This is a genomic window from Pseudomonas sp. AGC41 (genome assembly GCF_057334555.1).
The window spans coordinates 14,230-37,674 of record NZ_JBHFJB010000052.1 but is presented as its reverse complement, the minus strand read 5'-3'; the positions used below and the strand labels follow the sequence as shown (position 1 = coordinate 37,674).

Sequence of the window (23,445 nt, the reverse complement as noted above, 5' to 3'; positions counted from 1 at the left end):
GGTTTTCCTCCTAAAAGGCTTCACATTAATATTTGCTAAATTAAGTAACAATAGCGTTTAATAATTTCAGATTGCTATGCGCGGACACTATTCACCGATGGACATGAAAACTCTTCGGGTCGAAGCGCTGCGGCGCGTCATCGGCCTACTCAGTCAGAAAGAATTCGCCGACCAGCACGACCTGGACGCCTCCTATTTGTCCCAGATCCTCAACGGGCATCGAGGCCTGGGCGAGAAAGCGGCGCTCAACCTCGAGAAGAAGATCGGGTTGGCGCCTGGCGTTCTGGTCAACCCGGGCGGATATGGTTCGAACGTCATTGAAGGCGAGTTCACTCGCCAAGAAAGCGTTCGTGACCAGTCACCGATCTATAAGGCCATGCAAGAAAATGCGTCGCCCAAGGCGATCGCGGTCATCGAGAAGCTGGCCAGGGCCGCGGCAAAGGGAAGGCTCAAGGAGTCGGACCTGGTGCTGCTGGAGGGCATTGCCGGATTGCTTGAGAAGGTCAACGTAGAAAAGCCTTGAGCCAGATGCAAAAAGCCCGGCACGAGGCCGGGCTTTGGGAATGGATACAGAACTATTTACATTTTGCAGCCATAAATTCGCCAGATTTCGACGAGCGGATCACATCCTTCTGCTCGTCAATGGCCGCACGAGCCGCCATGTGATAGATCTCTCGCCTTTCTTCCGCGGACCCGTGGCGGAAAAATTCAGACATTGTCGACGAACCATGAGGTTTCGTCGAAGCGCCTGCTGCCTTTTCGCCTTTCATGGGAAATCTCCGTTCAAAATACGTTCAAGCTCGTTGGGATCATAGGGCTGGTTGATGAACCCGTCAATTTCGTCAGCTGAAAGGTCAATGCCAATATCGCCGTTCTCGCCATCGTTGTCCTTGATGATCACATCCACCTGCAACGCATCCCGAAACTCACGCTTAAGCATGCAGACAGAGACCTTTGCTGCATAGAATTGTCTGACGAACTCAGGGCAAGGAATACTCCTTCCGTCTTTCTTTTCTCTCGCGAGAACGAACTCCCAGGCGAGCTCAGGACGCTGATAGACGTAGATTATTTGGGCAGACCTGTTCTCTTTATCAAGGGCTCGCGAGATATTTCGGCGCGCCACTTCGAGATTCGCAAGAGTCCCATCCAGCAGGAACGATTGACGCTGCTGGTAAACCAGATCAAGGGTTCGCTCAACAATGGTCGTTACCCCACGCTGGAAAAGACTGGAGTTTCGACCCGTGTATTCAGGGAAGTAGACTCTAAAATCGTCAGGATCGATTCGTAACGCGTTCGACCCACCGACCTGCATCATCCCAATAAACGCCCTGGACACCTCAGTTTTTCCTGCGCCTGGCGACCCAGCCATGAATACAGAGACGGGGTACTCATCGCTCGGATAGGTCTCCAAACAGGCCAGCTCCCGGGCGATACGGGTTCGGTTTAGCTTTGCAAATGCCACAGCACGCTCAGAAACGGCCTGCTCTTCCTGGGTCATAGCTCATCCCTCTAATGGGCAGGACTTTAACATCCCTATCCTGCGAAAGCCCGGCGCTAGGCCGGGCTCTCTTCATTTGCTAGGTCAGCAAGTCCTCTTCCCTGCTCTGCCACATGGCCTGAAGCTTCGTCAGTCCCTTTCCAGTGATCAGCGTCGAGCACGTTGGCACCGTGCCGTCTATTGGATGCTCGAAGGTGCCCAGCTTCACATCGAGCAGGCCGGCCTCGATCTTCGCCTGGTACGGCTCGTTGGCCCTGGTCACCCACCCCTTCTGCCTCATGAACTGCAGCAGCCTGGTGCGGCCGGTACCGATGATCTTAGCGGCCTGGGCGGCGTTGTACCTCTTGTGGGATACCGTGACCATGTCGTGAAAGGCCACCTTCGGAGCGTCTTGCTCTACCTTCACTTCCAGTAGATGGTTCTCTTTGGTCAGTTCGGTGTTGTCCGCTTCCAGGGAGACCACCTTGCGGACGTTATCGGTCAGCAGGGCCAGAAGAACTTTCGGGTCGTTGAGACTGGCAATGTCGAAGGCAGGTTTGGCTATCTGCTCTTCCAGCTCTTGCCAGCGGTCGACCAATGTAGCGGTGAATTCTGGACTCAGTTGGGCAACGACGACGATTGAATCCCGCTTCCCTTTCTCCCCTGAAAAAACATACTCAGCTGAAGGCCGCCCTCCAGTAGGCTTCTCCACCATTGGTGGGATTTGGATTACGCCCTTCCCTACCAGCCGCTCGACAGTGCGCTTTACGCTATCGTGTCGAGTTCCGACGAGATCCGCGATCTCTTGCGACGACATAGTGGTACGCGACACGTTTCGCGAATCAGCAAATTGTGGCGCGACGCCTGCTCGCTGGCCTGGCTCGCTTGATGAGATATTCATGAGAGTTTCCCCAGACCAAGGTGCGTGGATTCAACTATGGCCATCGCCATGCCCAACGATCGAAATAGACCCCAAGTCTGGCCTGGCGAAATGCCTTCCTGCCCCGTGCCTGCACTTTCAAGCGAAGACCGCACCTCCGACAGGATGCAAATCACCTCATCAAGCGCGTCCTCGGCGGGAATGCCAGGTCTAATCGCAAACAACTCCTGCCGTTCGACGTTACAGAAGCCGAACAGATGCTCCTCTGTAACAGGCCCTTTAACAGCGCCAGCATTGAATTTTTCGTTTACTTCGGTATGCTCATTCATGACGATTTCTTCCTCAAAGCTGATCTCGTTCCCGAAGCCCTGACGACTCTCACCTCGTCGGGGCTTCTTCGTTTCAGGCATTTGCCTGCTCTTGTCGCTTTTTCTCTTCCATCAGCCGGAAAACAATTTCCGCTGTCTGTGACCGGCAATTTTCCTGCGCCTGGTTCTCCACCCATTGCTTTAGCTCCTCCGGAAGCCTGAGATTGAACTGTGGATTTGTTCTAGACATGGGCCCGCCCCTTATGCATCACCGTGATGCATTCTCTCGCGTAAACCTAGTAAACCCATAGTTGACCGAGTTGACATGAGCCGGACCGACCCGCAATTCAACCTACGCATTCCAGAATCCTTGCGCGATCTTGTAATGACGGCTGCAAAACGGAATAAACGCTCCGCTACAGCCGAAATTCTTGATCGTCTCGAGCGGAGCTTTACCGAAAGCGATGAGCCTGGAGTTAGCGACAGTGATCGTATGAATCCCGAGCACGCTCCCTATGTTCCGTATACTGATGCTCAGGTGACGACAAAAATCCATAAGGATCGCTTGCTGGCTGGGTTTGATGATCCGCTGACCCCGCAAGAAAAAGAAATCATGTCGGCGATGATCCAAGCTCTTCGCAAAACTCAAGTGCCTGAGGACGAAGCCGAGCATCCCAATAAAGGTCCTACCTCGCGCAAGCGCTTTCCAAAAAGTTAACTCCGGCACCTGTTCCGGAACTCCTTCAGCTTTCTGCGCACACAGCTATGTTAAAAGCGGTTGAATATGACTTTCCTGATTAACCCAATCATGAAAAAGCCGCCGCTGATTCCACCCTACGCTCAAGACTTACCTCAATTTGATGTGCAGCAGGGTCTTCATGCCAAACCAAGTATCAATAAAGTTCCTCGCCAGTCAGGCTCATCAGCGGAGTAGCTTGAAGAGAAGACCAGCAGCGCTTTCCGGAAGACGAACATAGCTTGACCGCAAAGTTATGCACAGGCCAGCCCTCGCCACGTAGTAATAGGTGACCTATCTATTCAGCTAAGATCTGGACAGCTCTCGACTGACGGTGCAAATCAAGGCCCTACAATGGGTCACCTATTATTTTGATCTGATGGCGCCGCTTCCCTTTCCACGCCAACCGATTACCGCTGCGAGCCGCTTTGCACGCAAACCTGGCTTTTTTATCGTTCCGACTTCTGACTCCCCGCGGGCTTTCAACCAATCCAAAACCAAGCTCAAAGCCCCCCTACCTCCAGGCCCCGAAGGATCGCGAGCGCCACTATCAGTAACCGCCTTCCAGCACTGGAAGGCCTCGAATAGCCCTTTTGGATGAACCGGACTTTCAGGATTGAAGCAGTTCAAAAACCCATCGAGCTCCGCCCTCAACAGTTCAATTTGCGAATCCTTTTCTTGGATTTTTCTATCCTTGGCTCGGAGCTCGTTATAAAGATTTCGGCTATCATCGGCTGAAGCCTTCTCCTTAGCTTTCAGCTCGACAATTAATGACTCAGCCTCGGCAAGGCGGTTTTCAGCTTCCAGTAAAGCGAGCCGGTCTTCGGCAGACCGCACGATTACCTTGTCACTATCGAGCTCAGATAGCCCATCACGATCTCGATGGCTTCGCGTCTGAGCACCCTCTCTGTTTGGCGCACCTGTATAATTTGAAATCAACTCGCCGCCCTGCGAGCGAGTTTTTTTTCAGCATCACTTACCTGCCGGTCGAGCCACTCCCGATTAACCATGACCTTATTCGAATCAATCGGTCCTTGTGGAGTTTCAAATAAAGCAGGTACGTGCCTACCGGTCGCTCTTCTAAAATATTCAGATAATTCAGAGTAAGTAATCGGTATATCCAAAACAGCGTTTTTGGTGCCTTTGATATAGATGGTTTCGGGATTAAACTCAGCATCTGGCTGAACAATTGAAGATAATCGTTCTGAAATATATGCAAGCAGAACAGGATTCCTTCCTTTGACATCAGAGCAGGATACATCCAGCGAAACGTACTCTAGCATTGACGCCTCTCCTCTCTCTAAGACCAAATCTGCTGCCAGACACTGTCTATCCAACCAGCAATAGCAGCAGTCTATCGATCCCGTTAGCAAAATGTAATAGCCTTTCTGCGCATCGAAGGAACACAACCAGAACGGCCGAGTCAGCAATCGTTGAGGCTGACACCTAGGATTGGTAGAGTCGGCGAACGCAAAATGAGGCACGGAGCCAGCATGAACAAAAAGGATATGGGTCGTAGGGCTCTGCTGACGTTGGCGCTGCAGGCCATAGCCACTCCAGTGCTCGCACGGGGCGGCCGGGGTGGCGGTCGAAGTTCGGGCCGGAGGCGAAGCTCAGGACGGGGTCGCGGTGGCTTTGGCGGAGTTATATTTTTCCTGATCATCGGCGCCGGCTTCGCTATCTACATATTCTTCAGCGGACGATCTGAGGCTCGAGATCGTAGAGAACGCGACGCTGCCCTGGCCTCACTTCCACCGAAACCACCCGCATCAGAATGAGTGCAGCTCGGGCTTTGTCCCCTCTGCGGAAGCGACGTCGTTCAACGCACTGCACGAAAGGGACGCTACGCTGGCAGGACATTCTTTGGCTGCTCTCGATACCCGCAATGCTCAGGGATACAGAAGACCGTCCCGACGTTAACGACATAGGCCGCAAACTGGCGGGCTTCGTTTAACTGAGGATTGGTGCAGACTCACACAGATTCACACAGATTCACACAGATTCACACAGACTCACACAGACTCACACAGGAGTGTGAGACGGACCCGAATAAGCTGCTGAGAATTTTAATAGTGACCAAATCTGCTCGATCGTGGCAATTTGGTTTAGTTTGCGGTATCACGGAGGTCGGCAGGAGGCCGGTCGAAGGAGAAGGTTTGATATGGATTTGGAAGAACGGGTCGAGGCTCTGGAATATCTTGTATGCTTTTTGGCACAGCAAGCGAGAGACAACGCCGACGTAATGGGTGGGATTGAGCACACGATGTCGAACGCTCTATTCTTTTCTGATCTTGATCAGGATAAGCGGGACCGAGTTGAAAAATCCCTTAAGGCGATACTTCGTAAATTAAGAAATTCTTCGCATGCCGTGAGACTTTAGTCGGAACCAACAACTCATCGCTGGGGTCGGCTGTGTCACGAGCATGCGCTGGCGGTGGATTTCAACGCCACAGTTAGCAAGACCTACACTTTGTGATCTCTAACGGCCAAGGGCACCCGCCCGGTCAAGGCTGCTCCGACGATGGTCCATCAACGGTACCGCCCGCTCCGAAACATCTATCTCATACTAATCGTTACTAGACCCTTTCAGCATCGTCCGGACCGGTTGCTAATGGTAATTTGAATACCAGGAGTGATACGTTCGGTCTCCCGTCCGCCTGCTGAGACCAGAGCATGTCCGCATCTGAGAAACGGTATCCCCGCGAATCATTTACCAAGAAGCTGATCCGGATGTGCCAGAGGCTTGATGACTGCTCTGCCCGCACCATCACGCACAAAGACATCTACGGTGAGTTCACTGGCGAGATCACAATCACATCGATATGGGTCGTGGGCTCCTATGCCCGCGGTGCGATGACCTGTGGCGATCTGGACATGGTCATAGGCTTGCAAACCAAAGGAGCCCTACCCTCAACAAGGGTTTGGGCCAGGTCCTTCTTCGGCGCTCCCTCACTCGTGCGCTACTACCCAGGTGATCCAACCGAGAACGCCTCAGGTGTACCGTTCCCCGAGGCAGTCCTGATCTGGTCAGGCGTCGGATGTGATTGGAAATCAACGATTGCGTCAATCAAACCAGATCCCAACGCCGGCCGTGCGGCGCGTGAGACGGATGCCATTCCACTTCGGGACGAACAGCTGCGGACCTACAATGACGAATACCACGCTGCGGTAGATATGCAACGCGATGGTCTTTGGGAATGGGAATTCTTCGAGATAGGGAAGCAAATGCTCCCCCCTACTCCCTCCGAGGCGGCCGCAGAGGATGAAAAGTATTTCGCGCGCTGTGCACCGCTGATGGGGCGCAAATCGCGAGAGCTAATCCCCGCGATCATCAAGCTGATGAGAGAGAGGGAACCCTTCGGTTCATGGTCCTCCACGAACAGTCATCGATCGGAGTTCAGATGTGGCGGATCGCATCTGCACCTCGGCCGCCCGGCGCTTCCCTTACGCTTCTTTGACTACACGCCATGGGCGCACCAGCTAATTCTAATTCCGCACATCAGCGCCAGAGGACCTAATGGCGCGTGGATTATCCGCCGCGGCCCAGAACACCCAGACCGCAAAGCGCTTGAAGGCAAACACGCTTACTACCTCATGACCTCCGGACAGCCCGATACCATCACCTACTTCGGGCCTTCCATCTACCGGCCTCCCACCGGCATTGAGCTGCTTGGGTCCCGCGATGAGGCTCAAGAGCTAGCAGCTGAGTTTACCGATGAGGATGACTTCGAAGCCCCGGAGATAGGTCGAGCAGAAGGAATCGATTTACTCTCTCTGCTTGGGTTGGTGGACATCGTGGAGTTGAGGGGTAAACAGCTAGCTTTGACATACCCCGGATCCTCTTATCTAGAAACAGACATCGCTACCCTGGATGAACTGATCGCCCTTCTACCATCATCCTGCACTCAGCCATTCGAGGACGAAAGAGACGTAAATCGCGAGACGAAAAAATCGGCCAATGTCGGGCTCGATGCATGATGGCGCTCCGCTACGCTCGTTGCATTCAGCGACTGGACTGACCAATGAAAAGAATAATCGCGGCAGTGACAGTAGGGTTATCTCTATGCAGCACGGGATGCATCGCAGACAACTACAGCGTCCCACGAGAGTATTGGCGATTCATGGACGGATACAGGTACGAGTATCCTAATTGCAGCGTAGGGTGGAACGATAGAACCGGATCATTTCTCGTTAATGGGGATGCATGCGAAAAGATCGACTCGGATAAAATGAGCGCAGATGCCATTAAGTCGATTGCGTACGTAAGGAAAAATAGCGACGCTCCGAACTTCTATGAGTACTACCAGCGCATTACCCTGGACAGTAGGCCGTATTCCATTGATGAGGCAAACCGGGACGCTCAGAAAATCTGGCAGTCAGGCTGTTCTGACTTTAAAAATGGGATGAACGCAGGCGACTTCCGGGGATGGCTGAAGCTGGGAGATGCAACCAAAGCACACCCAAGGATTAAGAGCATTGCCGTAACGAGGCTGTACATGGACGGGTGGGACATAGCGCGAGGGCTGGGCGGCATAATCAATTGCCAGGAATTGGCACCGTACCGTACTGCTGACTATGTGTCCGGCGTGGACGTACGAAAGACCGAGTAAGGTAGAAACAAGAAGCCCGGCGCTGGGCTGGGCTTTGATTAAAATGCCACGATGGCGAAATTTGGGAAGCCAATATAAGGGTGGCTAGCCGTTCATACACGACATCAATTGTCGATCATCTTCTGAACAGTAATGGATACGGGCTCCATCTTCTTGGTTTTCGCTGACATTCGGAATTTGACGATGACATCTGCACGGACCTTGAATTTCCCCGCCAAGCTTTGCGGATCTACGCCCTCCTCCAGAATCAATTTCACTCGTCGATCAACCAAACCTCTGATGATCGCCGCCCAACCCTTGCTCGACGAATCAAGATCTGTAGCCCTGATCTCTATATCAGCATCTGGATGCGGCTCGTCAATCTCAAATGGCTCGAATTCGACGGTGTCTGGTATCTCCCTAACCGTTTCCACGGGAATCGATAGGTTTTCATCCTGGCTCATGACAACGGTTGCGCCGTCTTCTTTCTTAGCGGGCGCGATAACCTTCACTGCAGCTTGAGCAAGCTTCTTCTTGTCGGTAGAACCAACCTTCTCGATCACTTCTGCGAATTTTTCCGGGGAGATTGCATAAGACTCTGCACCAATCACCACAAAATTGCTGTTAGTAATATTCAGGGCGACCGGAGAGGCAGGTTGCGGGGCTTTGTTGATTATTGCCCAGGCAGCGCCAGCCGCTACGAGCGCGCCAACCACGCACGTGACCGCCACAGCCCCTTTCAAGACAGGGCTCCCGTTGCCAGGGAGATTTCGATAAACATTTTTTCCGCCCTCCCGCACCTTGTCTAGAAACTTGTCCATTTCTTCCTTGTTCTTGAAGACAAGCCTAATCAGCGTGTCCTCAATAAACGAACCCTGCTGAAACCCTTCAATCAACAAGTCTGCCGACATAACGCCAGCGCCAGTGAGCTGGGACAAGGCCTCTGGAAGGAAGTGAACAGAAATCTTTTCCAGAGCAGATAACGAGTCTATTACGTCCTGGACCGCGAGCGGTTGCTTATTCGTGTATTTGACGGAGTGCTCGACCAGCAGAACGAACTCAGACATTTCCTTCCCTTCTCATTGTATTTTCCATTTGGTCGACCTTAGCGCAGGCAAGTTTTTTACCGCCAGCCCCCTCTCTAGTACGCCCTGTTCACAACTGCGCAAAATCCTTGCCGCCTTCATATCGTCCGCGAACCCCGTGCTTTACAGCGAAGAGTCGAGTCCGAGTGCTGCGGCCTCAGCGCGACGATCCTCCTCACGGACACCGGATACATCTATGCCGGACCGTTCCGCAAGCCTCAATTGGTACTCCCAAGGGAGCATGCGTTGCAGTCTAGCCTGGCGCTCCAACGCTTGACGGACGCGCACATCAAGGTATTCAGCGCGGCTCATCCCACATAACTCGGCCTCAGAGGCCTTTTCGACCTCTGCCACCAAGGTAGGATTGGCGTCGATGATTATGGCGACGGCATTCTGATGAATCTGATTTCTAAGCTCCAAAGTTCAGGTCCTTGCGTGCCGCCCTAAGGGTCGTTACAAGCGCCCATGCCAGATGACGGGCGCGATTAATGAGCAGAATCTAGCACCATTAATTCGCCACTACGAGCCTGAAGGTAGCCCCTACCTTCTGACCCAGAATTTAGCGATCCATCATTTAGCAAATGGTATTGCTTTATTATTTAGCTTTTGCTAACTCACATTCCACTCCCTCGCCACCCAGGCGACCGAGACATCAATCCATCTTTTTGCAAACGCCTAATTACGCGGCCGGGATTCGATCGGCCTGGAGAAAGTGATGCCTCCTAAAAAGCTTGTCAGCGATGCGCCTGTTTGAGGTGCTGATATTCATGTTCGTCTACGTCGCGCTCACGGTCGCCTGGTTTGGCTTTGCTGCGCCGGAAATGGTCAGCAGCCCGTCCACCGGCGCCGTCCTTGTAGGTTTCGCGGGCTCAGTCCTATGGCTCATCTGCACCACCTGCATCGACATACACATCCTCAACAAATGGCATTCAACCAAGACCACGGAGAAACAACCATGAAGCGGTACGACTCCCGCACCGCCGATAAATTCGTGGTGCGCCTACCGGACGACATGCGAGCCGATGTCGAAGCATTGGCAACCTTCGAAGAGCGCAGCATGAACAGTGTCATTGTCCAGGCGATCCGAAACCACCTCGATTTCAATCGACGCCAGGAGCTATTGCTGGATGCCCTGCGCAACGCATCCGAGAGCAAGCAACGGTCCGCTACCTGTGGGAGCGAGCAACCATGACAGCCACAACTTCCAGTGACAGCCGGATAGCTCTCCAGAACGAGTTCAACCAGATCGGCTCCCGTCTGGTCCGGTTCGGCCAGGCCATGCAGGAGCCCAGCACCACTGTCAGCGAACTAAACCGGTACCGCCTGTTCAAGACCGATAACTACGGGCGGGACAAACTGGGGTGGATTCAGGTCGGCTCGGTGGCCGGCCAGGAACTGGTCGCACTCGATACCGATCAGGCCCGATTCGAGGCATGCGAGAAACTGTTCTAGAGCAAGAAACCTCATCAATACGGGCAGTACGGCGATATACGCGGTCAACCGGGCAAATGGGAAGGCGAGGCGTTCCCGCTTCGCGTAACGAATAGGCCCTGACGCGACACAAACCGCGAATACCGAAAGCGTGTCGCAAGACAAATCCGAAGATAGAGCCGAGCACGGCCCGGAGCATCATCATGGCGAAGTCATTGCCCAAATTACGATAAAGCTCCCGCGCCTCATGGAGGTGAGCGAGTACAGGAAATTGCGATATGCCGGCGGCAAGCCGAGCGTGCAGCAGTTGAAGAAATGGATCGAGGAAGGCGAAGTGCCTGGGAAGTTAAAGGCGGGATGTATTCTGTGGACCTGCAAGCGGCCGTAGTAGTGCGATCGAATGATCCGCTGCTGGCACAGATGATGGAGATAGGGTGATGGCTGCCAGGCCGCGCACACTAAAAAACAGGAAACTGCCGCCAAACCTCTACCCCAACGGAAAATATTGGCGGTACCGCAACCCCATTACCGGCTTGATGACAAGCATCAACCGCCCCCTGGAGGAGGCAATAAAACTGGCACGGGCGGCGAATCTGAAGCTGGCGGCGCTGGTTGTCGACGACGGCGCACTGCTCACCCTGTTGACTGGCGATCGCTTACCAACAGTCAGCAACCTGCTGCAGCGCTTCCATGACGAGTGGCTGGTGGACAAGGGCTACGCTGCTCGCACGCTAGAGGAAATTAAGTTCAAGCTTGAACGGTACCGGCAGGATCTTGGCGAGCGACTGATTGGGCAGATTGACGTGCTGGCCATGGCCGAGTACTTGGACCAGTTCAGCAACAACGCCTACACGAAGCACCGGGGACTCTGGGTGCATATCTTCGCCTTCGCCGTCGCCAAAGGCCTGGCCGAGCGGAACAACGCCGAGCTGACTCTTGTGAAGAAGGAAGCGGAGAAGAAGCGCCAGCGGCACACGCTCGAGGGATTGAAGTCGATCATAGATGCGGCGACCACACCGCCCTGGCTCAAGCGAGCGATTCGCTTGGCACTGGCCAGCCTTCAGCGCCGCGAGGATATCGTGACTTGGCTGAAGTCGGCCGTCGACATGGAGAAGAACACGCTGACAGTGTCGCCGGGCAAGACTCAGGGGTACGACAATCCGATTCACCTGAAGATCACCATGGGTACCGCGCTCCGCGACGTAGTCGGCGAATGCCTGCGCTCGCCGCTGGTGTCGCCGTACCTGATCCACTACAAACCGAAGGCCCGGCGCCGGGAACAGATCGACGCGAAGGATCAGTGGACGTCGGTGACACCGGACTACCTGACCAAAGAGTTCAGTAAAGCCCGGGACGCTGCCCACGCGTACGATCATGTACCGGCCGGTGAGCGACCCACTTTTCACGAGATCCGCGCTTTAGGGGCGTGGCTGTACGAGCAGCAGAACTTCCCACAGGAGTACATCCAGGCGCTGCTGGGCCACGCAGACGAGAAGATGACGAAGCACTACCAGGAGGGGCATGGCGATAAGACGATTGAGTACGTCGAGGTGGGCGCCGAATTGGCATTCTGAAGTGGGGGTTTTGCAAAAGATTTTGCAAAGATTTTGCAAATCTTAAAAAGCAAAAAGGGGTCACCGTTTCCGGTGACCCTTCTAGACCGCCCAGCAGAGCGGATTTTGTTTGGTAGGCGCGATTGGACTCGAACCAACGACCCCCACCATGTCAAGGTGGTGCTCTAACCAACTGAGCTACGTGCCTGCTGTGAGGCGGCATTCTACGGAATTCCAAAAGGGTGTCAACACCTTTTTTCACCTAACCCTATGAATATGCAAAATATTTAATTGCGCCAACGCGACGAAGATTTTGCGCTGGCTGGCGGCGGATTTTTATCTCGGGTAGGATCGGCGCATTCGTAAAAAATATAAAACAGAGGTTCCAGAATGGCGAACACATCCTACCCAGCGTCCTATTACGCCGCATCGGCCAATCCGGCGCCGTCGCGCCCTGCCTTGCAGGATGACGTCGAAACCGATGTCTGCGTCATCGGTGCGGGCTATACGGGGTTGTCTTCGGCATTGTTTCTGCTGGAGCACGGCTTCAAGGTCACGGTTGTCGAGGCGGCCAGGGTCGGCTTTGGCGCCTCGGGTCGTAACGGCGGACAGATCGTCAATAGCTATAGCCGCGACATTGATGTGATCGAACGCAGTGTCGGCCCTCAGCAGGCTCAGCTGCTGGGCAACATGGCGTTCGAAGGTGGCCGGATCATTCGTGAGCGGGTGGCGAAGTATCAGATTCAGTGTGATTTGAAGGACGGCGGTGTGTTCGCCGCTCTCACCGCCAAGCAGATGGGCCATCTGGAGTCGCAGAAGCGTTTATGGGAGCGTTTCGGGCATACCCAGCTCGAACTGCTGGATCAGCGGCGTATTCGCGAGGTGGTGGCTTGCGACGAGTATGTCGGCGGGATGCTGGACATGAGCGGCGGGCATATTCATCCGCTCAACCTGGCCTTGGGCGAAGCGGCGGCGGTCGAGTCGCTGGGTGGGGTGATTTATGAACAGTCGCCGGCGGTGCGCATCGAGCGCGGTGCCAGTCCGGTTGTGCATACCCCGCAGGGCAAGGTCAGGGCCAAGTTCATTATCGTGGCGGGCAATGCTTACCTTGGTAACCTGGTGCCTGAGCTGGCGGCCAAGTCCATGCCTTGCGGTACGCAGGTGATTGCCACCGAGCCGTTGGGTGATGAGCTGGCTCAACGCCTGCTGCCCCAGGATTATTGCGTCGAAGACTGCAACTACTTGCTCGATTACTACCGACTGACAGGTGACAAGCGTCTGATCTTCGGTGGCGGCGTGGTGTACGGTGCGCGAGATCCGGCGAATATCGAAGCGATCATCCGGCCGAAGATGCTCAAGGCGTTTCCGCAGCTCAAGGATGTGAAGATCGATTACGCCTGGACCGGAAATTTCCTGCTGACACTGTCGCGTCTTCCGCAGGTCGGACGGCTGGGGGACAACATTTATTATTCCCAGGGTTGCAGTGGCCATGGCGTGACTTATACGCATCTGGCGGGCAAGGTCCTGGCCGAGGCGCTGCGAGGTCAGGCGGAGCGTTTTGATGCGTTTGCGGACCTGCCTCACTATCCGTTCCCGGGCGGGCAGTTGTTGCGTACGCCGTTTGCGGCGATGGGAGCCTGGTATTACGGGTTGCGGGATCGGTTGGGGTTCTGAGGCGAGTTCGACATTTCACCGAAGGGCTGCTTTGCAGCCCAGCGGGAGCAAGCTCCCTCGCCACAAGGGGCTTGTTTCAATTTTTCAAATCCCAGAAACAAAAAACCCCGGTCTTCCGACCAGGGTCTTTGCTATCGATTGGAAGAAGCTTTTCAGCTTTCTTCTTAGCTTCAAGGCGTTCAGTGGGCCTCGAAGCAGATATGGCGCAGCGGACGGGACTCGAACCCGCGACCCCCGGCGTGACAGGCCGGTATTCTAACCGACTGAACTACCGCTGCGTATCGCTGTGGACTTGCGTCCAGTTAACTCGTCTGATCAAAACCCGAGGGCTTGGATCTCGAACCAGGTAAACCTGCTTCGGAAAATATGGCGCAGCGGACGGGACTCGAACCCGCGACCCCCGGCGTGACAGGCCGGTATTCTAACCGACTGAACTACCGCTGCGCGTCGGTGGAGGCTTTTGACAGCTTCCATCTTGCTTTCGCAAGACTCTCAAGAAACATGGTGGGTGATGACGGGATCGAACCGCCGACATTCTGCTTGTAAGGCAGACGCTCTCCCGGCTGAGCTAATCACCCTTTGCTGCGTTGAGGCCGCGAAATTTACGCAGGTACCGATGCTAAGTCAATAGCAGCGTTGAAGTTTTTTAAAAACAGTTCAAACAACGCGCAGGCAGCCTTTCACTCGTAGATCATTTTCTTGGTCATGCCACCGTCCACGACAAACTCCTGCCCGGTAACAAAACCGGCGTTGCGCGACAACAGCCACGCCACCATCGCCGCCACGTCCTCCACCGTGCCTACCCTGCCCGCCGGATGCTGGGCATGATCGGCGTCGGTCAACGGCTGCGCACGACGTTGCGAGGGGTCTCGCGCATCGATCCAGCCGGGGCTGACGGCGTTGACCCGGATCTCCGGCCCAAGGCTGATCGCCAGGGCATGGGTCAGCGCCAGCAGGCCACCCTTGCTCGCCGCATAAGCCTCGGTGTCGGGCTCCGATTGCGCGGCGCGGGTCGAGGCCAGGTTGACGATGGCGCCGTTATGGGCACGCAGGTAAGGCGCGCAATGCTTGGCCAGCAGCATCGGCCCGCCCAGGTTCACCGCCAGGACCCGATTCCAGTGAGCCAGGTCGAGGCTTTCCAGGGTGATGTTGTGCGGGTCGGCAATGGCCGCGTTGCATACCAGCGCGTCGAGCCGGCCGAACTGCCCGAGCACTTCGGCGATGCCGGTGGCGACCTGCCCTTCATCCGCCACGTCCATGCCGATGAACCAGGCATTGTCGCCCAGGGCCTTCGCCACCCTGGAGCCGCGCTGGCCGTCCAGGTCGGTCAAGACGACCTGCCAACCTTCGCAGATCAGCCAGGCGGCAATGCCCAGGCCGATCCCCCGTGCCGCGCCCGTTACCAGGGCAACCCGGCCATGAGTACCGCTCGGCGGCGTTGCCAGCTCGATCACAAGGCCGCCAACCCGCGGGCCAGGTCGGCTTGCAGGTCCGCTACGTCTTCCAGGCCGACCGCGACGCGGATCAGGCTGTCACGGATGCCCGCCGCCTCACGCTCTTGCGGCGAGAGACGGCCGTGAGAGGTGGTGCTTGGGTGCGTGATGGTGGTCTTGCTGTCACCCAGGTTGGCGGTGATGGAAATCAACCGGGTAGCATCGATGAAGCGCCAGGCGCCCTCCTTGCCGCCCTTGACCTCGAAACTCACCACAGCGCCAAAACCGCGCTGCTGACGCGCCGCCAGCTCATGTTGCGGATGACTCCTGAGGCCGGCGTAATGGACTTTCTCGATGCCGTCCTGCTGTTCCAGCCACTCGGCCAGGACCTGGGCGTTGGCGCAATGCGCTTTCATCCGCAGGCCGAGGGTTTCCAGACCTTTGAGGAAGATCCAGGCGTTGAACGGGCTGAGCGTCGGCCCGGCGGTGCGCAGGAAACCCACCACTTCTTTCATCTGCTCGCCACGACCGGCGACAACGCCGCCCATGCAACGACCCTGGCCGTCGATGAACTTGGTGGCTGAGTGCACCACCACGTCCGCGCCTAGCTTGAGCGGCTGCTGCAGCGCTGGCGTGCAGAAGCAGTTGTCGACCACCAGCATGGCGCCTTTGGCGTGGGCGATTTCCGCCAACGCGGCGATATCCACCAACTCGGCGAGCGGGTTGGACGGCGATTCGACGAACAACAGTTTGGTATTGGCCTTGATCGCCGCATCCCAACCCGACAAATCCGCCAGCGGCACGTAGTCGACTTCGACACCGAAGCGCTTGAAGTACTTTTCAAACAGGCTGATGGTCGAGCCGAAGACGCTGCGCGACACCAGTACATGATCACCAGCGCTGCACAGGCTCATGACCACGGCCATGATCGCAGCCATGCCGGTGGCGGTGGCAACCGCTTGCTCGGCGCCTTCCAGGGCGGCAATGCGCTCCTCGAAAGCCCGCACGGTGGGATTGGTATAACGCGAATAGACGTTGCCCGGCACTTCACCGGCAAATCGCGCCGCGGCATCGGCAGCGGTGCGGAAGACGTAGCTGGAGGTGAAGAACATCGGATCGCCATGTTCGGCTTCCGGTGTACGGTGCTGGCCCGCGCGAACCGCCAGGGTATCGAACGCTACGCCCTCAAGGTCGCTGTCCAGCCGACCGGCATCCCAATCCTGACTCATGCTGCCACTCCTTCTATCGCTTGAACGCAAACCGGCCCCTCGGGGCCGGTTCGTTACTCAGTTGTTGTACAGATCGATGATCGCGCTGACCGCCTGAGTCTTGGCCTTGGACGCATCGTTACGCGCGTTCTCGATCCGGTTCAGGTAGACCTCGTCGATGTCGCCGGTAACGTACTTGCCGTCGAATACCGCGCAATCGAACTGCTCGATCTTGATCTTGCCGCCACCGACCGCTTCGATCAGGTCTGGCAGGTCCTGGTAGATCAGCCAGTCGGCGCCGATCAGGTCGGCCACTTCCTGGGTCGTGCGGTTATGAGCGATCAGCTCATGGGCACTCGGCATGTCGATGCCGTAGACGTTCGGGTAACGCACGGCCGGCGCCGCGGAGCAGAAATACACGTTCTTGGCGCCGGCTTCGCGGGCCATCTGGATGATCTGCTTGCAAGTGGTGCCGCGCACGATGGAGTCGTCCACCAGCATCACGTTCTTGCCGCGAAATTCCAGCTCGATGGCGTTGAGCTTCTGGCGTACGGATTTTTTCCGCGCGGCCTGGCCCGGCATGATGAAGGTGCGGCCGATGTAGCGGTTCTTCACGAAGCCTTCGCGGAACTTCACGCCCAGGTGGTTGGCCAGTTCCAGGGCCGCGGTGCGGCTGGTGTCCGGAATCGGGATGACCACGTCGATGTCGTGGTCCGGACGCTCGCGCAGGATCTTGTCGGCCAGTTTCTCGCCCATGCGCAGGCGCGCCTTGTAGACCGAAATACCGTCGATGATCGAGTCCGGACGCGCCAGGTAGACGTGTTCGAAGATGCACGGGGTCAGGCTCGGGTTGGTCGCGCACTGGCGGGTGAAAAGCTTGCCGTCTTCAGTGATGTAGACCGCTTCGCCCGGTGCCAGGTCGCGAATCAGGGTGAAGCCGAGCACGTCCAGGGACACGCTCTCGGAGGCGATCATGTATTCGACGCCTTCGTCGGTGTGACGCTGGCCGAACACGATTGGACGGATGCCATGGGGGTCGCGGAAACCGACGATGCCGTAGCCGGTGATCATCGCCACCACCGAGTAGCCACCGACACAACGGTTGTGTACGTCGGTCACGGCGGCGAACACGTCTTCTTCGGTTGGCTGCAGCTTGCCGCGCTGGGCCAGCTCGTGGGCGAACACGTTGAGCATCACTTCCGAGTCGGAACTGGTGTTGACGTGGCGCAGATCGGATTCGTAGATTTCCTTGGCCAACTGCTCGACGTTGGTCAGGTTGCCGTTGTGCGCCAGGGTGATGCCGTACGGCGAGTTGACGTAGAACGGCTGGGCCTCGGCCGAGGTCGAGCTGCCCGCTGTCGGGTAGCGCACATGGCCGATACCCATGTGGCCGACCAGGCGCTGCATGTGACGCTGGTGGAACACGTCACGCACCAGGCCATTGTCCTTGCGCAGGAACAACCGGCCGTCATGGCTGGTCACGATACCGGCAGCGTCCTGGCCGCGGTGCTGGAGCACGGTTAGCGCGTCATACAGCGCCTGATTGACGTTCGACTTACCGACGATACCGACGATGCCACACATGCGACGCAACCCCTACTTAATGGATCTGAACTGAACAACACTCACTGCGGCGTTTTGGCCATCGGCAAGAGCTGTTCCTTGAACGGTATTTCAGCGGGTACGCTGATACCGCTGGCAAGCCACTGACTACTCCAACCCAGGATCAGGTTCTTGGACCAGTCTGCGACCAATAGAAATTGTGGCACGAGCCGGGACTCCTGCCACCACGTATCCTGCTGTACCGGCCCCAGGCTCAACAGCCCGACGGCCACGACCACCAGCAACGCGCCACGCGCCGCGCCGAAGGCCATGCCCAAGAACCGGTCCGTCCCGGAAAGCCCGGTGACGCGAATCAGTTCGCCGATCAGATAATTGATCATTGCGCCAACCAGCAAGGTGGCGATAAACAAGATGGCACAGCCCGCGATGACGCGGGCCGACGGTGTTTCGATATATCCGGCGAGGTACTGGGACAGCGAGCCACCAAACATCCAGGCCACGACTCCCGCGATGATCCAGGTCAGCAGCGAAAGCGCTTCCTTGACGAAGCCGCGACTCAGACTGATCAATGCGGAGATGGCGACGATTGCAACGATCGCCCAGTCAACCCAGGTAAATGGCACGGTGCAGCCTACAGACGGATAAGGCGGCGCATTTTAGCAGAGCGCAGGGCTGTCGGTAAGCTGCGTGATTCAAATCAGCCAAATGGCGTTCAACCACGTTCAGGCTGGAAGCGCACCACGAAACCCTTGAGGTTTTGCTGGCGATTGAGCAAGTCGCGCAGGCGGTCAGCCTCGGCGCGCTCGATCAGCGGACCGACAAATACCCGATTCTTGCCATCGGCGGAACGGATATACGCGTTGTAACCCTGGCTGCGCAGGTTCTTCTGCAGTTTTTCGGCGCTTTCGCGACTGGTCAGGCTGGCCAGTTGCACCGACCAACTGACCGACAGGCCATTGGCATCGACGCGGCTTTGCGTGGTGTCCGGTTTCGGTGCCGCCGTGATCGGCTGGGTCGGGGCTGGCTTGACTGCCGGCGCCGTTGGAACAGGCGTTGGCGCGGCAGCCGGTTTGCTCGGCACGGCCGAAGCTGGTGCGGTCGGCGCAGGCGCAATGGGCGTAGACGGCGCGGCAGGCTCCTCGGCCAGCTCCTCGTCACTCGGAACCGGCTCCTGAGGCAACGCTTGCGGCTCGGGCACCGCCACCGGTTCGACCTGCACCGGTGGCACGGCGGGCGCCTGGGGCGCGGCGGGTGCATCAACCGTGACCTGGCGCTGCTCGTCCTGACGGGAAAACAGCATCGGCAGGAAGATCACCGCCAGGGCCACCAATACCAGGGCCCCGACCATGCGCTGCTTGTACGCCTTATCCAGCAATGCCATCTGCAGCTTCCTCCGAGGAGCGCCGGGCCAACCATTGAAGGGCCTCGGCTACGCAAAAAAATGATCCGAACAACAGAATCTCGTCGTCGGCCGTCGCCAGGGCGCACTGCCCTTCCAGCGCGTCGGCCACACTGGCGTAAGCATCAACCGAAGCGCCACGCCCCTGCAAGGCTGCCTGCAACTCGCTGGCCGGACGGGAACGCGGCGAATCCAGCGGAGCGACGGCCCAGTGCTGGACAGTACCACCCAAGGCATCGACCACGCCATCGAGGTCCTTGTCGGACAGCAGCCCGAACACCGCCAGGCGCTTGCCCGCCACCGGCCGCGACGCCAGGCGCTCCGCCAGGTACAGGGCGGCATGAGGGTTGTGGCCGACATCGAGCAGCAGGTTGAGTCGCTTGCCCTGCCAATCGAACGAGCGACGATCAAGCCGCCCGACGACGCGAGTCGCCTGCAACGCCTGGACAATCCGTCCCGCGTCCCACGGCAGATCCGCGAGCAAATAGGCCTGAAGCGCCAGCGCAGCGTTTTCCATCGGCAGGTCCAGGAGCGGCAGGTCGTGCAGCTCCACCGGGTTGCCCTTGGCGTCACTGCCGCGCCATTGCCAGTGCTGCTCGGTCATGGCCAGGTCGAAATCCCGCCCACGCAGAAAAAATCGGCAATCAAGCTCGCGAACCTTGTCGAGCAAGGGCTGCGGTGGATCAAGGTCGCCACACAGCGCAGGCGCGCCCGAGCGGAAGATGCCGGCCTTCTCGAAGGCCACGGATTCGCGGGTATCGCCCAGGTAGTCGGCATGATCCACGCCGATACTGGTGACCAGCGCGATGTCCGCATCTACCAGGTTGACCGCATCCAGCCGTCCGCCCAGACCGACTTCCAGCACGACCGCATCCAGGCCGGCGCGGCCGAACAGCCAGAACGCCGCCAAGGTACCCATTTCGAAATACGTCAGGGAAGTCTCGCCCCGCCCGGCTTCCACCGCCGCGAAGGCTTCGCACAGCTCGGCATCAGAGGCTTCGATGCCATTGACCTGCACCCGCTCGTTGTAGCGCAGCAGGTGCGGTGAACTGTAGACACCGACACTCAGGCCCTGGCCCCGTAACAGCGAAGCCAGGAAGGCGCAGGTCGAACCCTTGCCATTGGTGCCGGTAACCGTGATGACCCGGGGCGCCGGCCTGGCCAGTCCCATGCGGGACGCTACCGCTTGCGAGCGCTCCAACCCCATGTCGATGGCGGATGGATGCAACTGCTCAAGGTAGGCAAGCCAGTCGCCCAGGGTACGTTGGGTCATAGGCCAGCGGGCGCCGGCGGAACCACGATCGGCTCGATCGGCGTGGCGACGAACTTCGGCGTCGGCAGACCCATCAGTTGCGCCAGCAGGTTGCCCAGGCGCGGGCGCAGTTCCTGACGGTGGATAATCATGTCGATGGCGCCGTGTTCGAGCAGGAACTCACTGCGCTGGAAACCTTCCGGCAGTTTTTCCCGCACGGTCTGTTCGATTACGCGCGGGCCAGCAAAGCCGATCAGCGCTTTCGGCTCGCCGACGATCACGTCACCGAGCATCGCCAGGCTGGCGGAGACGCCGCCGTAGACCGGGTCGGTCAGTACCGAAATAAACGGAATGCCTTCTTCACGCAGACGCGCCAGCACTGCGGAGGTCTTGGCCATTTGCATCAGGGAGATCAGCGCTTCCTGCATCCGCGCACCGCCGGATGCGGCGAAGCAGATCATCGGGCAACGGTTTTCCAGGGCGTGGTTGGCGGCGCGAACAAAGCGCTCGCCGACGATGGCGCCCATGGAACCGCCCATGAAGGAGAACTCGAACGCCGACACCACCACCGGCATGCCCAGCAGGGTACCGCTCATGGACACCAGCGCATCTTTTTCGCCGGTCTGTTTCTGGGCGGCGGTCAGGCGGTCCTTGTATTTCTTGCCGTCGCGGAATTTCAGGCGGTCCACGGGCTCCAGTTCGGCGCCCAGTTCAACACGGCCTTCGGCGTCGAGGAAAATATCGATACGGGCACGCGCGCCGATGCGCATGTGGTGGTTGCACTTGGGGCAAACATCCAGGGTCTTTTCCAGCTCGGGGCGGTAAAGCACCGCTTCGCAGGATGGACATTTGTGCCACAGACCTTCAGGCACCGAGCTTTTCTTCACCTCGGAACGCATGATCGAAGGGATCAGTTTGTCTACCAACCAGTTGCTCATGCTTCTTTCTCCAGTACCGGCGGCCCGAACGCTCTGGTTCGCGGCCCCGCGTATGCCCTTGAGCTCAAATTCATTGTGCGGCGAGGGTTGCGGGCCGTCGCGGTCAGCGCGAAACATGACCTGCGTCCAGCCCCACCATCCCCTGCCATCCCGACAACCGCTGCACGGCGATTGCCACTACGCTATCGGCCCGCCCGGAGGCGGCGCCTGCCTGCTTTGTACAGTGCAGGTATGGACGGCGGCAGTCTGCCAGCCGTCACATTGACTACTGGCTGCTGCGCACAGCGGCCATGAATGCGCGAATCTTCGCCGGATCCTTGAGACCCTTGGCCAGCTCTACCCCACCGCTGACGTCCACCGCATAGGGGCGGACCTGGGCAATGGCTGCCGCGACGTTGTCCGCCGTCAGGCCACCGGCAAGAATGATCGGCTTGGCGAGCCCTTGGGGAACCAGCGACCAGTCGAACGCTTCGCCGGTCCCGCCGGGAACGCCCTCGACGTAGGTGTCCAGCAAGATCCCGCTGGCACCGGCAAAGGCCTCGCAAGCTGCGGCAATGTCGTCGCCGGCCTTGACCCGCAGGGCCTTGATATAAGGGCGATGCCAGCCTTCACAATCGGCTGGCGTCTCGTCGCCATGGAACTGCAACAGTGCTAGCGGCACCGCGTCGAGTATCTCGCCCAGCTCGCACCGGCTGGCGTTAACGAATAGACCGACCGGCGTCACGAACGGCGGCAAGGCCTGGATGATCGCCCTCGCCTGCTGCACCGTCACCGCCCGCGGACTCTTGGCATAAAACACCAGCCCGATGGCGTCCGCGCCAGCCTCGACCGCCGCCAGCGCGTCCTCGACGCGAGTGATCCCGCATATCTTGCTGCGAACGACCGGCATGCTGGGGAAAACCTCAGGTTTCATGAAAGTCCCGGATGGTAACAAATGCAACGGAGGGCGTCAGCCTGCGAGTTCCGAGAAGCCTGTCAGGAAATGCGGCCCGATGTAACGCTCCGGCAATTCGAATTCATCGTGATATTCCACCTGCACCAGGTACAGGCCAAACGGATGCGCGGTGACGCCGCCGGAACGACGAATGCGGCTTTCCAGCACTTCCTTGATCCACTCGACCGGTCGTTCGCCTGCGCCGATGGTCATCAGCACGCCGGCGATGTTGCGCACCATGTGATGCAGGAAGGCGCTGGCACGGATGTCGAGCACGATCATCTTGCCGTGACGGGTCACGCGCAAATGATGCAGCTCCTTGATCGGCGATTTGGCCTGGCACTGGCCGGCGCGGAAGGCGCTGAAATCATGGACGCCGACCAGGTATTGCGCGGCCTCGGCCATGCGCTCGACGTCCAGCGGGCGGTGATTCCAGGTGATTTCTTCGTTCAGATGCGCCGGACGGATCTGATCGTTGTAGATCACGTAGCGATACCGCCGGGCGATAGCCTTGAAGCGCGCATGGAAATGCGCCGGCATGGCCTTGGCCCAACTGACACTGACATCGTGCGGCAAGTTGATATTGGCGCCCATGACCCAGGCCTTCATCGAGCGCTCGACCTGGGTATCGAAATGCACCACCTGCCCGCAGGCGTGCACGCCGGCATCGGTACGCCCGGCGCAATGCAGCGACACGGGCGAGTCGGCGACTTTGGACAGGGCATTCTCAAGAGTTTCCTGCACCGTCAGGACGCCGGAGGCCTGGCGCTGCCAGCCGCGATAGCGCGAGCCTTTGTATTCAACGCCCAGGGCGATCCGGAAAAAGCCGTCGGCCGCCATTTCTGCGGCCGGGTTGTCTATGTTTGCCAAGGAATTACAGCCTGCTGAGGTACGCAAAGGCGGGCATTATAAGGCGGGCGGGGCGCGATGCCAGTGCAACCGATGGTCTGTGCTCAAAGGTCTGGCCCTTGTGGGGGGGGGGGGG

At 58.0% G+C, this 23,445-nt stretch carries 29 protein-coding genes and 4 tRNA genes; 11 read left to right on the top strand and 22 right to left on the bottom strand.

All coding sequences use genetic code 11. The features are described from left to right. Positions 1 to 103 precede the first annotated feature (103 nt). The gene (locus ACE04F_RS10665) at positions 104 to 523 is read left to right on the top strand and encodes a hypothetical protein (protein ID WP_486106511.1); all 420 of its coding nucleotides are present in this window, start codon (positions 104 to 106) and stop codon (positions 521 to 523) included. A gap of 52 nt (positions 524 to 575) precedes the next feature. Here the strand turns inward: ACE04F_RS10665 and ACE04F_RS10660 are convergent, their stop codons facing one another. The 5 genes from ACE04F_RS10660 to ACE04F_RS10640 all read right to left on the bottom strand — a co-directional run bounded on the left by ACE04F_RS10660 (position 576) and on the right by ACE04F_RS10640 (position 2,915). Continuing rightward, positions 576 to 770: a hypothetical protein gene (locus ACE04F_RS10660; protein ID WP_024776658.1), complete on the bottom strand. Its 195-nt coding sequence runs from the start codon at positions 768 to 770 to the stop codon at positions 576 to 578. Then, entirely contained in the window at positions 767 to 1,498 is a 732-nt protein-coding gene (locus ACE04F_RS10655) for a zeta toxin family protein (RefSeq protein WP_486106509.1), read from the bottom strand. The genes ACE04F_RS10660 and ACE04F_RS10655 overlap by 4 nt, the downstream gene beginning before the upstream one ends. A gap of 79 nt (positions 1,499 to 1,577) precedes the next feature. After that, complete coding sequence (locus tag ACE04F_RS10650; protein WP_486106507.1) at positions 1,578 to 2,378, bottom strand: phage antirepressor KilAC domain-containing protein; 801 nt, start codon at positions 2,376 to 2,378, stop codon at positions 1,578 to 1,580. Next, entirely contained in the window at positions 2,375 to 2,767 is a 393-nt protein-coding gene (locus tag ACE04F_RS10645) for a DUF3077 domain-containing protein (RefSeq protein ID WP_486106505.1), read from the bottom strand. Before ACE04F_RS10645 ends, ACE04F_RS10650 begins: the two co-directional genes overlap by 4 nt. Further along, positions 2,760 to 2,915, bottom strand: coding sequence for an Arc family DNA-binding protein (locus ACE04F_RS10640; protein WP_486106504.1), 156 nt, complete (start codon positions 2,913 to 2,915; stop codon positions 2,760 to 2,762). Before ACE04F_RS10640 ends, ACE04F_RS10645 begins: the two co-directional genes overlap by 8 nt. 75 nt (positions 2,916 to 2,990) lie before the next feature. Between ACE04F_RS10640 and ACE04F_RS10635 the strand changes: the two genes are divergently transcribed. Continuing rightward, on the top strand, positions 2,991 to 3,383 hold the full coding sequence (locus tag ACE04F_RS10635; protein ID WP_486106502.1) for an Arc family DNA-binding protein: 393 nt from the start codon (positions 2,991 to 2,993) through the stop codon (positions 3,381 to 3,383). A gap of 66 nt (positions 3,384 to 3,449) precedes the next feature. Continuing rightward, a complete protein-coding gene (locus ACE04F_RS10630; protein WP_486106500.1) occupies positions 3,450 to 3,599 on the top strand; it encodes a hypothetical protein in 150 nt (49 codons plus the stop codon). Between the two features lie 168 nt (positions 3,600 to 3,767). On the opposite strand, the gene ACE04F_RS10625 is transcribed toward ACE04F_RS10630, so the two are convergent. Both ACE04F_RS10625 and ACE04F_RS10620 read right to left on the bottom strand, forming a co-directional pair. Then, the gene (locus ACE04F_RS10625) at positions 3,768 to 4,238 is read right to left on the bottom strand and encodes a hypothetical protein (RefSeq protein WP_486106498.1); all 471 of its coding nucleotides are present in this window, start codon (positions 4,236 to 4,238) and stop codon (positions 3,768 to 3,770) included. Positions 4,239 to 4,336: 98 nt separating this feature from the next. Beyond that, entirely contained in the window at positions 4,337 to 4,684 is a 348-nt protein-coding gene (locus ACE04F_RS10620; RefSeq protein WP_486106496.1) for a hypothetical protein, read from the bottom strand. A gap of 495 nt (positions 4,685 to 5,179) precedes the next feature. Here ACE04F_RS10620 and ACE04F_RS10615 point away from each other — a divergent pair, with 495 nt between their 5' ends. The 3 genes from ACE04F_RS10615 to ACE04F_RS10605 all read left to right on the top strand — a co-directional run bounded on the left by ACE04F_RS10615 (position 5,180) and on the right by ACE04F_RS10605 (position 8,011). Next, on the top strand, positions 5,180 to 5,329 hold the full coding sequence (locus tag ACE04F_RS10615) for a topoisomerase DNA-binding C4 zinc finger domain-containing protein (protein WP_486106494.1): 150 nt from the start codon (positions 5,180 to 5,182) through the stop codon (positions 5,327 to 5,329). Between the two features lie 745 nt (positions 5,330 to 6,074). Next, positions 6,075 to 7,379, top strand: a complete 1,305-nt coding sequence (locus ACE04F_RS10610; protein WP_486106492.1) for a hypothetical protein — start codon at positions 6,075 to 6,077, stop codon at positions 7,377 to 7,379. A gap of 44 nt (positions 7,380 to 7,423) precedes the next feature. After that, positions 7,424 to 8,011 carry a hypothetical protein gene (locus ACE04F_RS10605; RefSeq protein WP_486106490.1) on the top strand — a complete coding sequence of 196 codons (588 nt, stop codon included), beginning with the start codon at positions 7,424 to 7,426 and terminating at the stop codon, positions 8,009 to 8,011. Between the two features lie 104 nt (positions 8,012 to 8,115). Here the strand turns inward: ACE04F_RS10605 and ACE04F_RS10600 are convergent, their stop codons facing one another. Together ACE04F_RS10600 and ACE04F_RS10595 are read right to left on the bottom strand one after the other, a co-directional pair. Continuing rightward, on the bottom strand, positions 8,116 to 9,057 hold the full coding sequence (locus ACE04F_RS10600) for a hypothetical protein (RefSeq protein WP_486106488.1): 942 nt from the start codon (positions 9,055 to 9,057) through the stop codon (positions 8,116 to 8,118). A gap of 141 nt (positions 9,058 to 9,198) precedes the next feature. Next, positions 9,199 to 9,495: a DUF6388 family protein gene (locus ACE04F_RS10595; protein ID WP_486106486.1), complete on the bottom strand. Its 297-nt coding sequence runs from the start codon at positions 9,493 to 9,495 to the stop codon at positions 9,199 to 9,201. Between the two features lie 347 nt (positions 9,496 to 9,842). Between ACE04F_RS10595 and ACE04F_RS10590 the strand changes: the two genes are divergently transcribed. The 4 genes from ACE04F_RS10590 (at position 9,843) to ACE04F_RS10575 (ending at position 12,080) form a co-directional block, all read left to right on the top strand. Further along, complete coding sequence (locus ACE04F_RS10590; protein ID WP_486106484.1) at positions 9,843 to 10,034, top strand: hypothetical protein; 192 nt, start codon at positions 9,843 to 9,845, stop codon at positions 10,032 to 10,034. Next, positions 10,031 to 10,267, top strand: coding sequence for a CopG family ribbon-helix-helix protein (locus ACE04F_RS10585; protein ID WP_486106482.1), 237 nt, complete (start codon positions 10,031 to 10,033; stop codon positions 10,265 to 10,267). The genes ACE04F_RS10590 and ACE04F_RS10585 overlap by 4 nt, the downstream gene beginning before the upstream one ends. Further along, entirely contained in the window at positions 10,264 to 10,527 is a 264-nt protein-coding gene (locus ACE04F_RS10580) for a hypothetical protein (protein WP_486106480.1), read from the top strand. The genes ACE04F_RS10585 and ACE04F_RS10580 overlap by 4 nt, the downstream gene beginning before the upstream one ends. Before the next feature lie 416 nt (positions 10,528 to 10,943). Then, positions 10,944 to 12,080, top strand: a complete 1,137-nt coding sequence (locus ACE04F_RS10575; protein WP_486106478.1) for a tyrosine-type recombinase/integrase — start codon at positions 10,944 to 10,946, stop codon at positions 12,078 to 12,080. 110 nt (positions 12,081 to 12,190) lie between these two features. Here the strand turns inward: ACE04F_RS10575 and ACE04F_RS10570 are convergent. Further along, positions 12,191 to 12,267, bottom strand: a tRNA-Val gene (locus ACE04F_RS10570). 182 nt (positions 12,268 to 12,449) lie between these two features. On the opposite strand from ACE04F_RS10570, the gene ACE04F_RS10565 reads away from it, so the two are divergent. Beyond that, on the top strand, positions 12,450 to 13,733 hold the full coding sequence (locus ACE04F_RS10565) for an NAD(P)/FAD-dependent oxidoreductase (protein WP_434569203.1): 1,284 nt from the start codon (positions 12,450 to 12,452) through the stop codon (positions 13,731 to 13,733). A gap of 201 nt (positions 13,734 to 13,934) precedes the next feature. Here the strand turns inward: ACE04F_RS10565 and ACE04F_RS10560 are convergent. The 12 genes from ACE04F_RS10560 to truA all read right to left on the bottom strand — a co-directional run bounded on the left by ACE04F_RS10560 (position 13,935) and on the right by truA (position 23,300). Then, a tRNA-Asp gene (locus tag ACE04F_RS10560) sits at positions 13,935 to 14,011 on the bottom strand. 89 nt (positions 14,012 to 14,100) lie between these two features. Beyond that, positions 14,101 to 14,177, bottom strand: a tRNA-Asp gene (locus tag ACE04F_RS10555). A 58-nt stretch (positions 14,178 to 14,235) separates the two neighbouring features. After that, positions 14,236 to 14,311, bottom strand: a tRNA-Val gene (locus tag ACE04F_RS10550). A gap of 102 nt (positions 14,312 to 14,413) precedes the next feature. Further along, a complete protein-coding gene (locus ACE04F_RS10545) occupies positions 14,414 to 15,187 on the bottom strand; it encodes an SDR family oxidoreductase (RefSeq protein ID WP_486106476.1) in 774 nt (257 codons plus the stop codon). Then, positions 15,184 to 16,395 (bottom strand): O-succinylhomoserine sulfhydrylase, encoded by a 1,212-nt coding sequence (locus ACE04F_RS10540; protein WP_486106474.1) that lies wholly within the window; start codon positions 16,393 to 16,395, stop codon positions 15,184 to 15,186. The genes ACE04F_RS10545 and ACE04F_RS10540 overlap by 4 nt, the downstream gene beginning before the upstream one ends. A gap of 57 nt (positions 16,396 to 16,452) precedes the next feature. Beyond that, positions 16,453 to 17,958, bottom strand: a complete 1,506-nt coding sequence (purF, locus tag ACE04F_RS10535) for an amidophosphoribosyltransferase (RefSeq protein ID WP_434569205.1) — start codon at positions 17,956 to 17,958, stop codon at positions 16,453 to 16,455. A gap of 41 nt (positions 17,959 to 17,999) precedes the next feature. Beyond that, complete coding sequence (locus ACE04F_RS10530; protein ID WP_039593931.1) at positions 18,000 to 18,560, bottom strand: CvpA family protein; 561 nt, start codon at positions 18,558 to 18,560, stop codon at positions 18,000 to 18,002. 89 nt (positions 18,561 to 18,649) lie between these two features. Further along, a complete protein-coding gene (locus ACE04F_RS10525; RefSeq protein ID WP_486106472.1) occupies positions 18,650 to 19,318 on the bottom strand; it encodes an SPOR domain-containing protein in 669 nt (222 codons plus the stop codon). Continuing rightward, positions 19,302 to 20,609, bottom strand: a complete 1,308-nt coding sequence (folC, locus tag ACE04F_RS10520) for a bifunctional tetrahydrofolate synthase/dihydrofolate synthase (RefSeq protein ID WP_486106470.1) — start codon at positions 20,607 to 20,609, stop codon at positions 19,302 to 19,304. Before folC ends, ACE04F_RS10525 begins: the two co-directional genes overlap by 17 nt. Next, complete coding sequence (accD, locus tag ACE04F_RS10515; RefSeq protein ID WP_305495819.1) at positions 20,606 to 21,526, bottom strand: acetyl-CoA carboxylase, carboxyltransferase subunit beta; 921 nt, start codon at positions 21,524 to 21,526, stop codon at positions 20,606 to 20,608. The genes folC and accD overlap by 4 nt, the downstream gene beginning before the upstream one ends. A gap of 265 nt (positions 21,527 to 21,791) precedes the next feature. Further along, positions 21,792 to 22,415, bottom strand: coding sequence for a phosphoribosylanthranilate isomerase (locus ACE04F_RS10510; RefSeq protein ID WP_486106557.1), 624 nt, complete (start codon positions 22,413 to 22,415; stop codon positions 21,792 to 21,794). Positions 22,416 to 22,475: 60 nt separating this feature from the next. Next, positions 22,476 to 23,300 carry a tRNA pseudouridine(38-40) synthase TruA gene (truA, locus tag ACE04F_RS10505; protein WP_486106556.1) on the bottom strand — a complete coding sequence of 275 codons (825 nt, stop codon included), beginning with the start codon at positions 23,298 to 23,300 and terminating at the stop codon, positions 22,476 to 22,478. Positions 23,301 to 23,445: the final 145 nt, after the last annotated feature.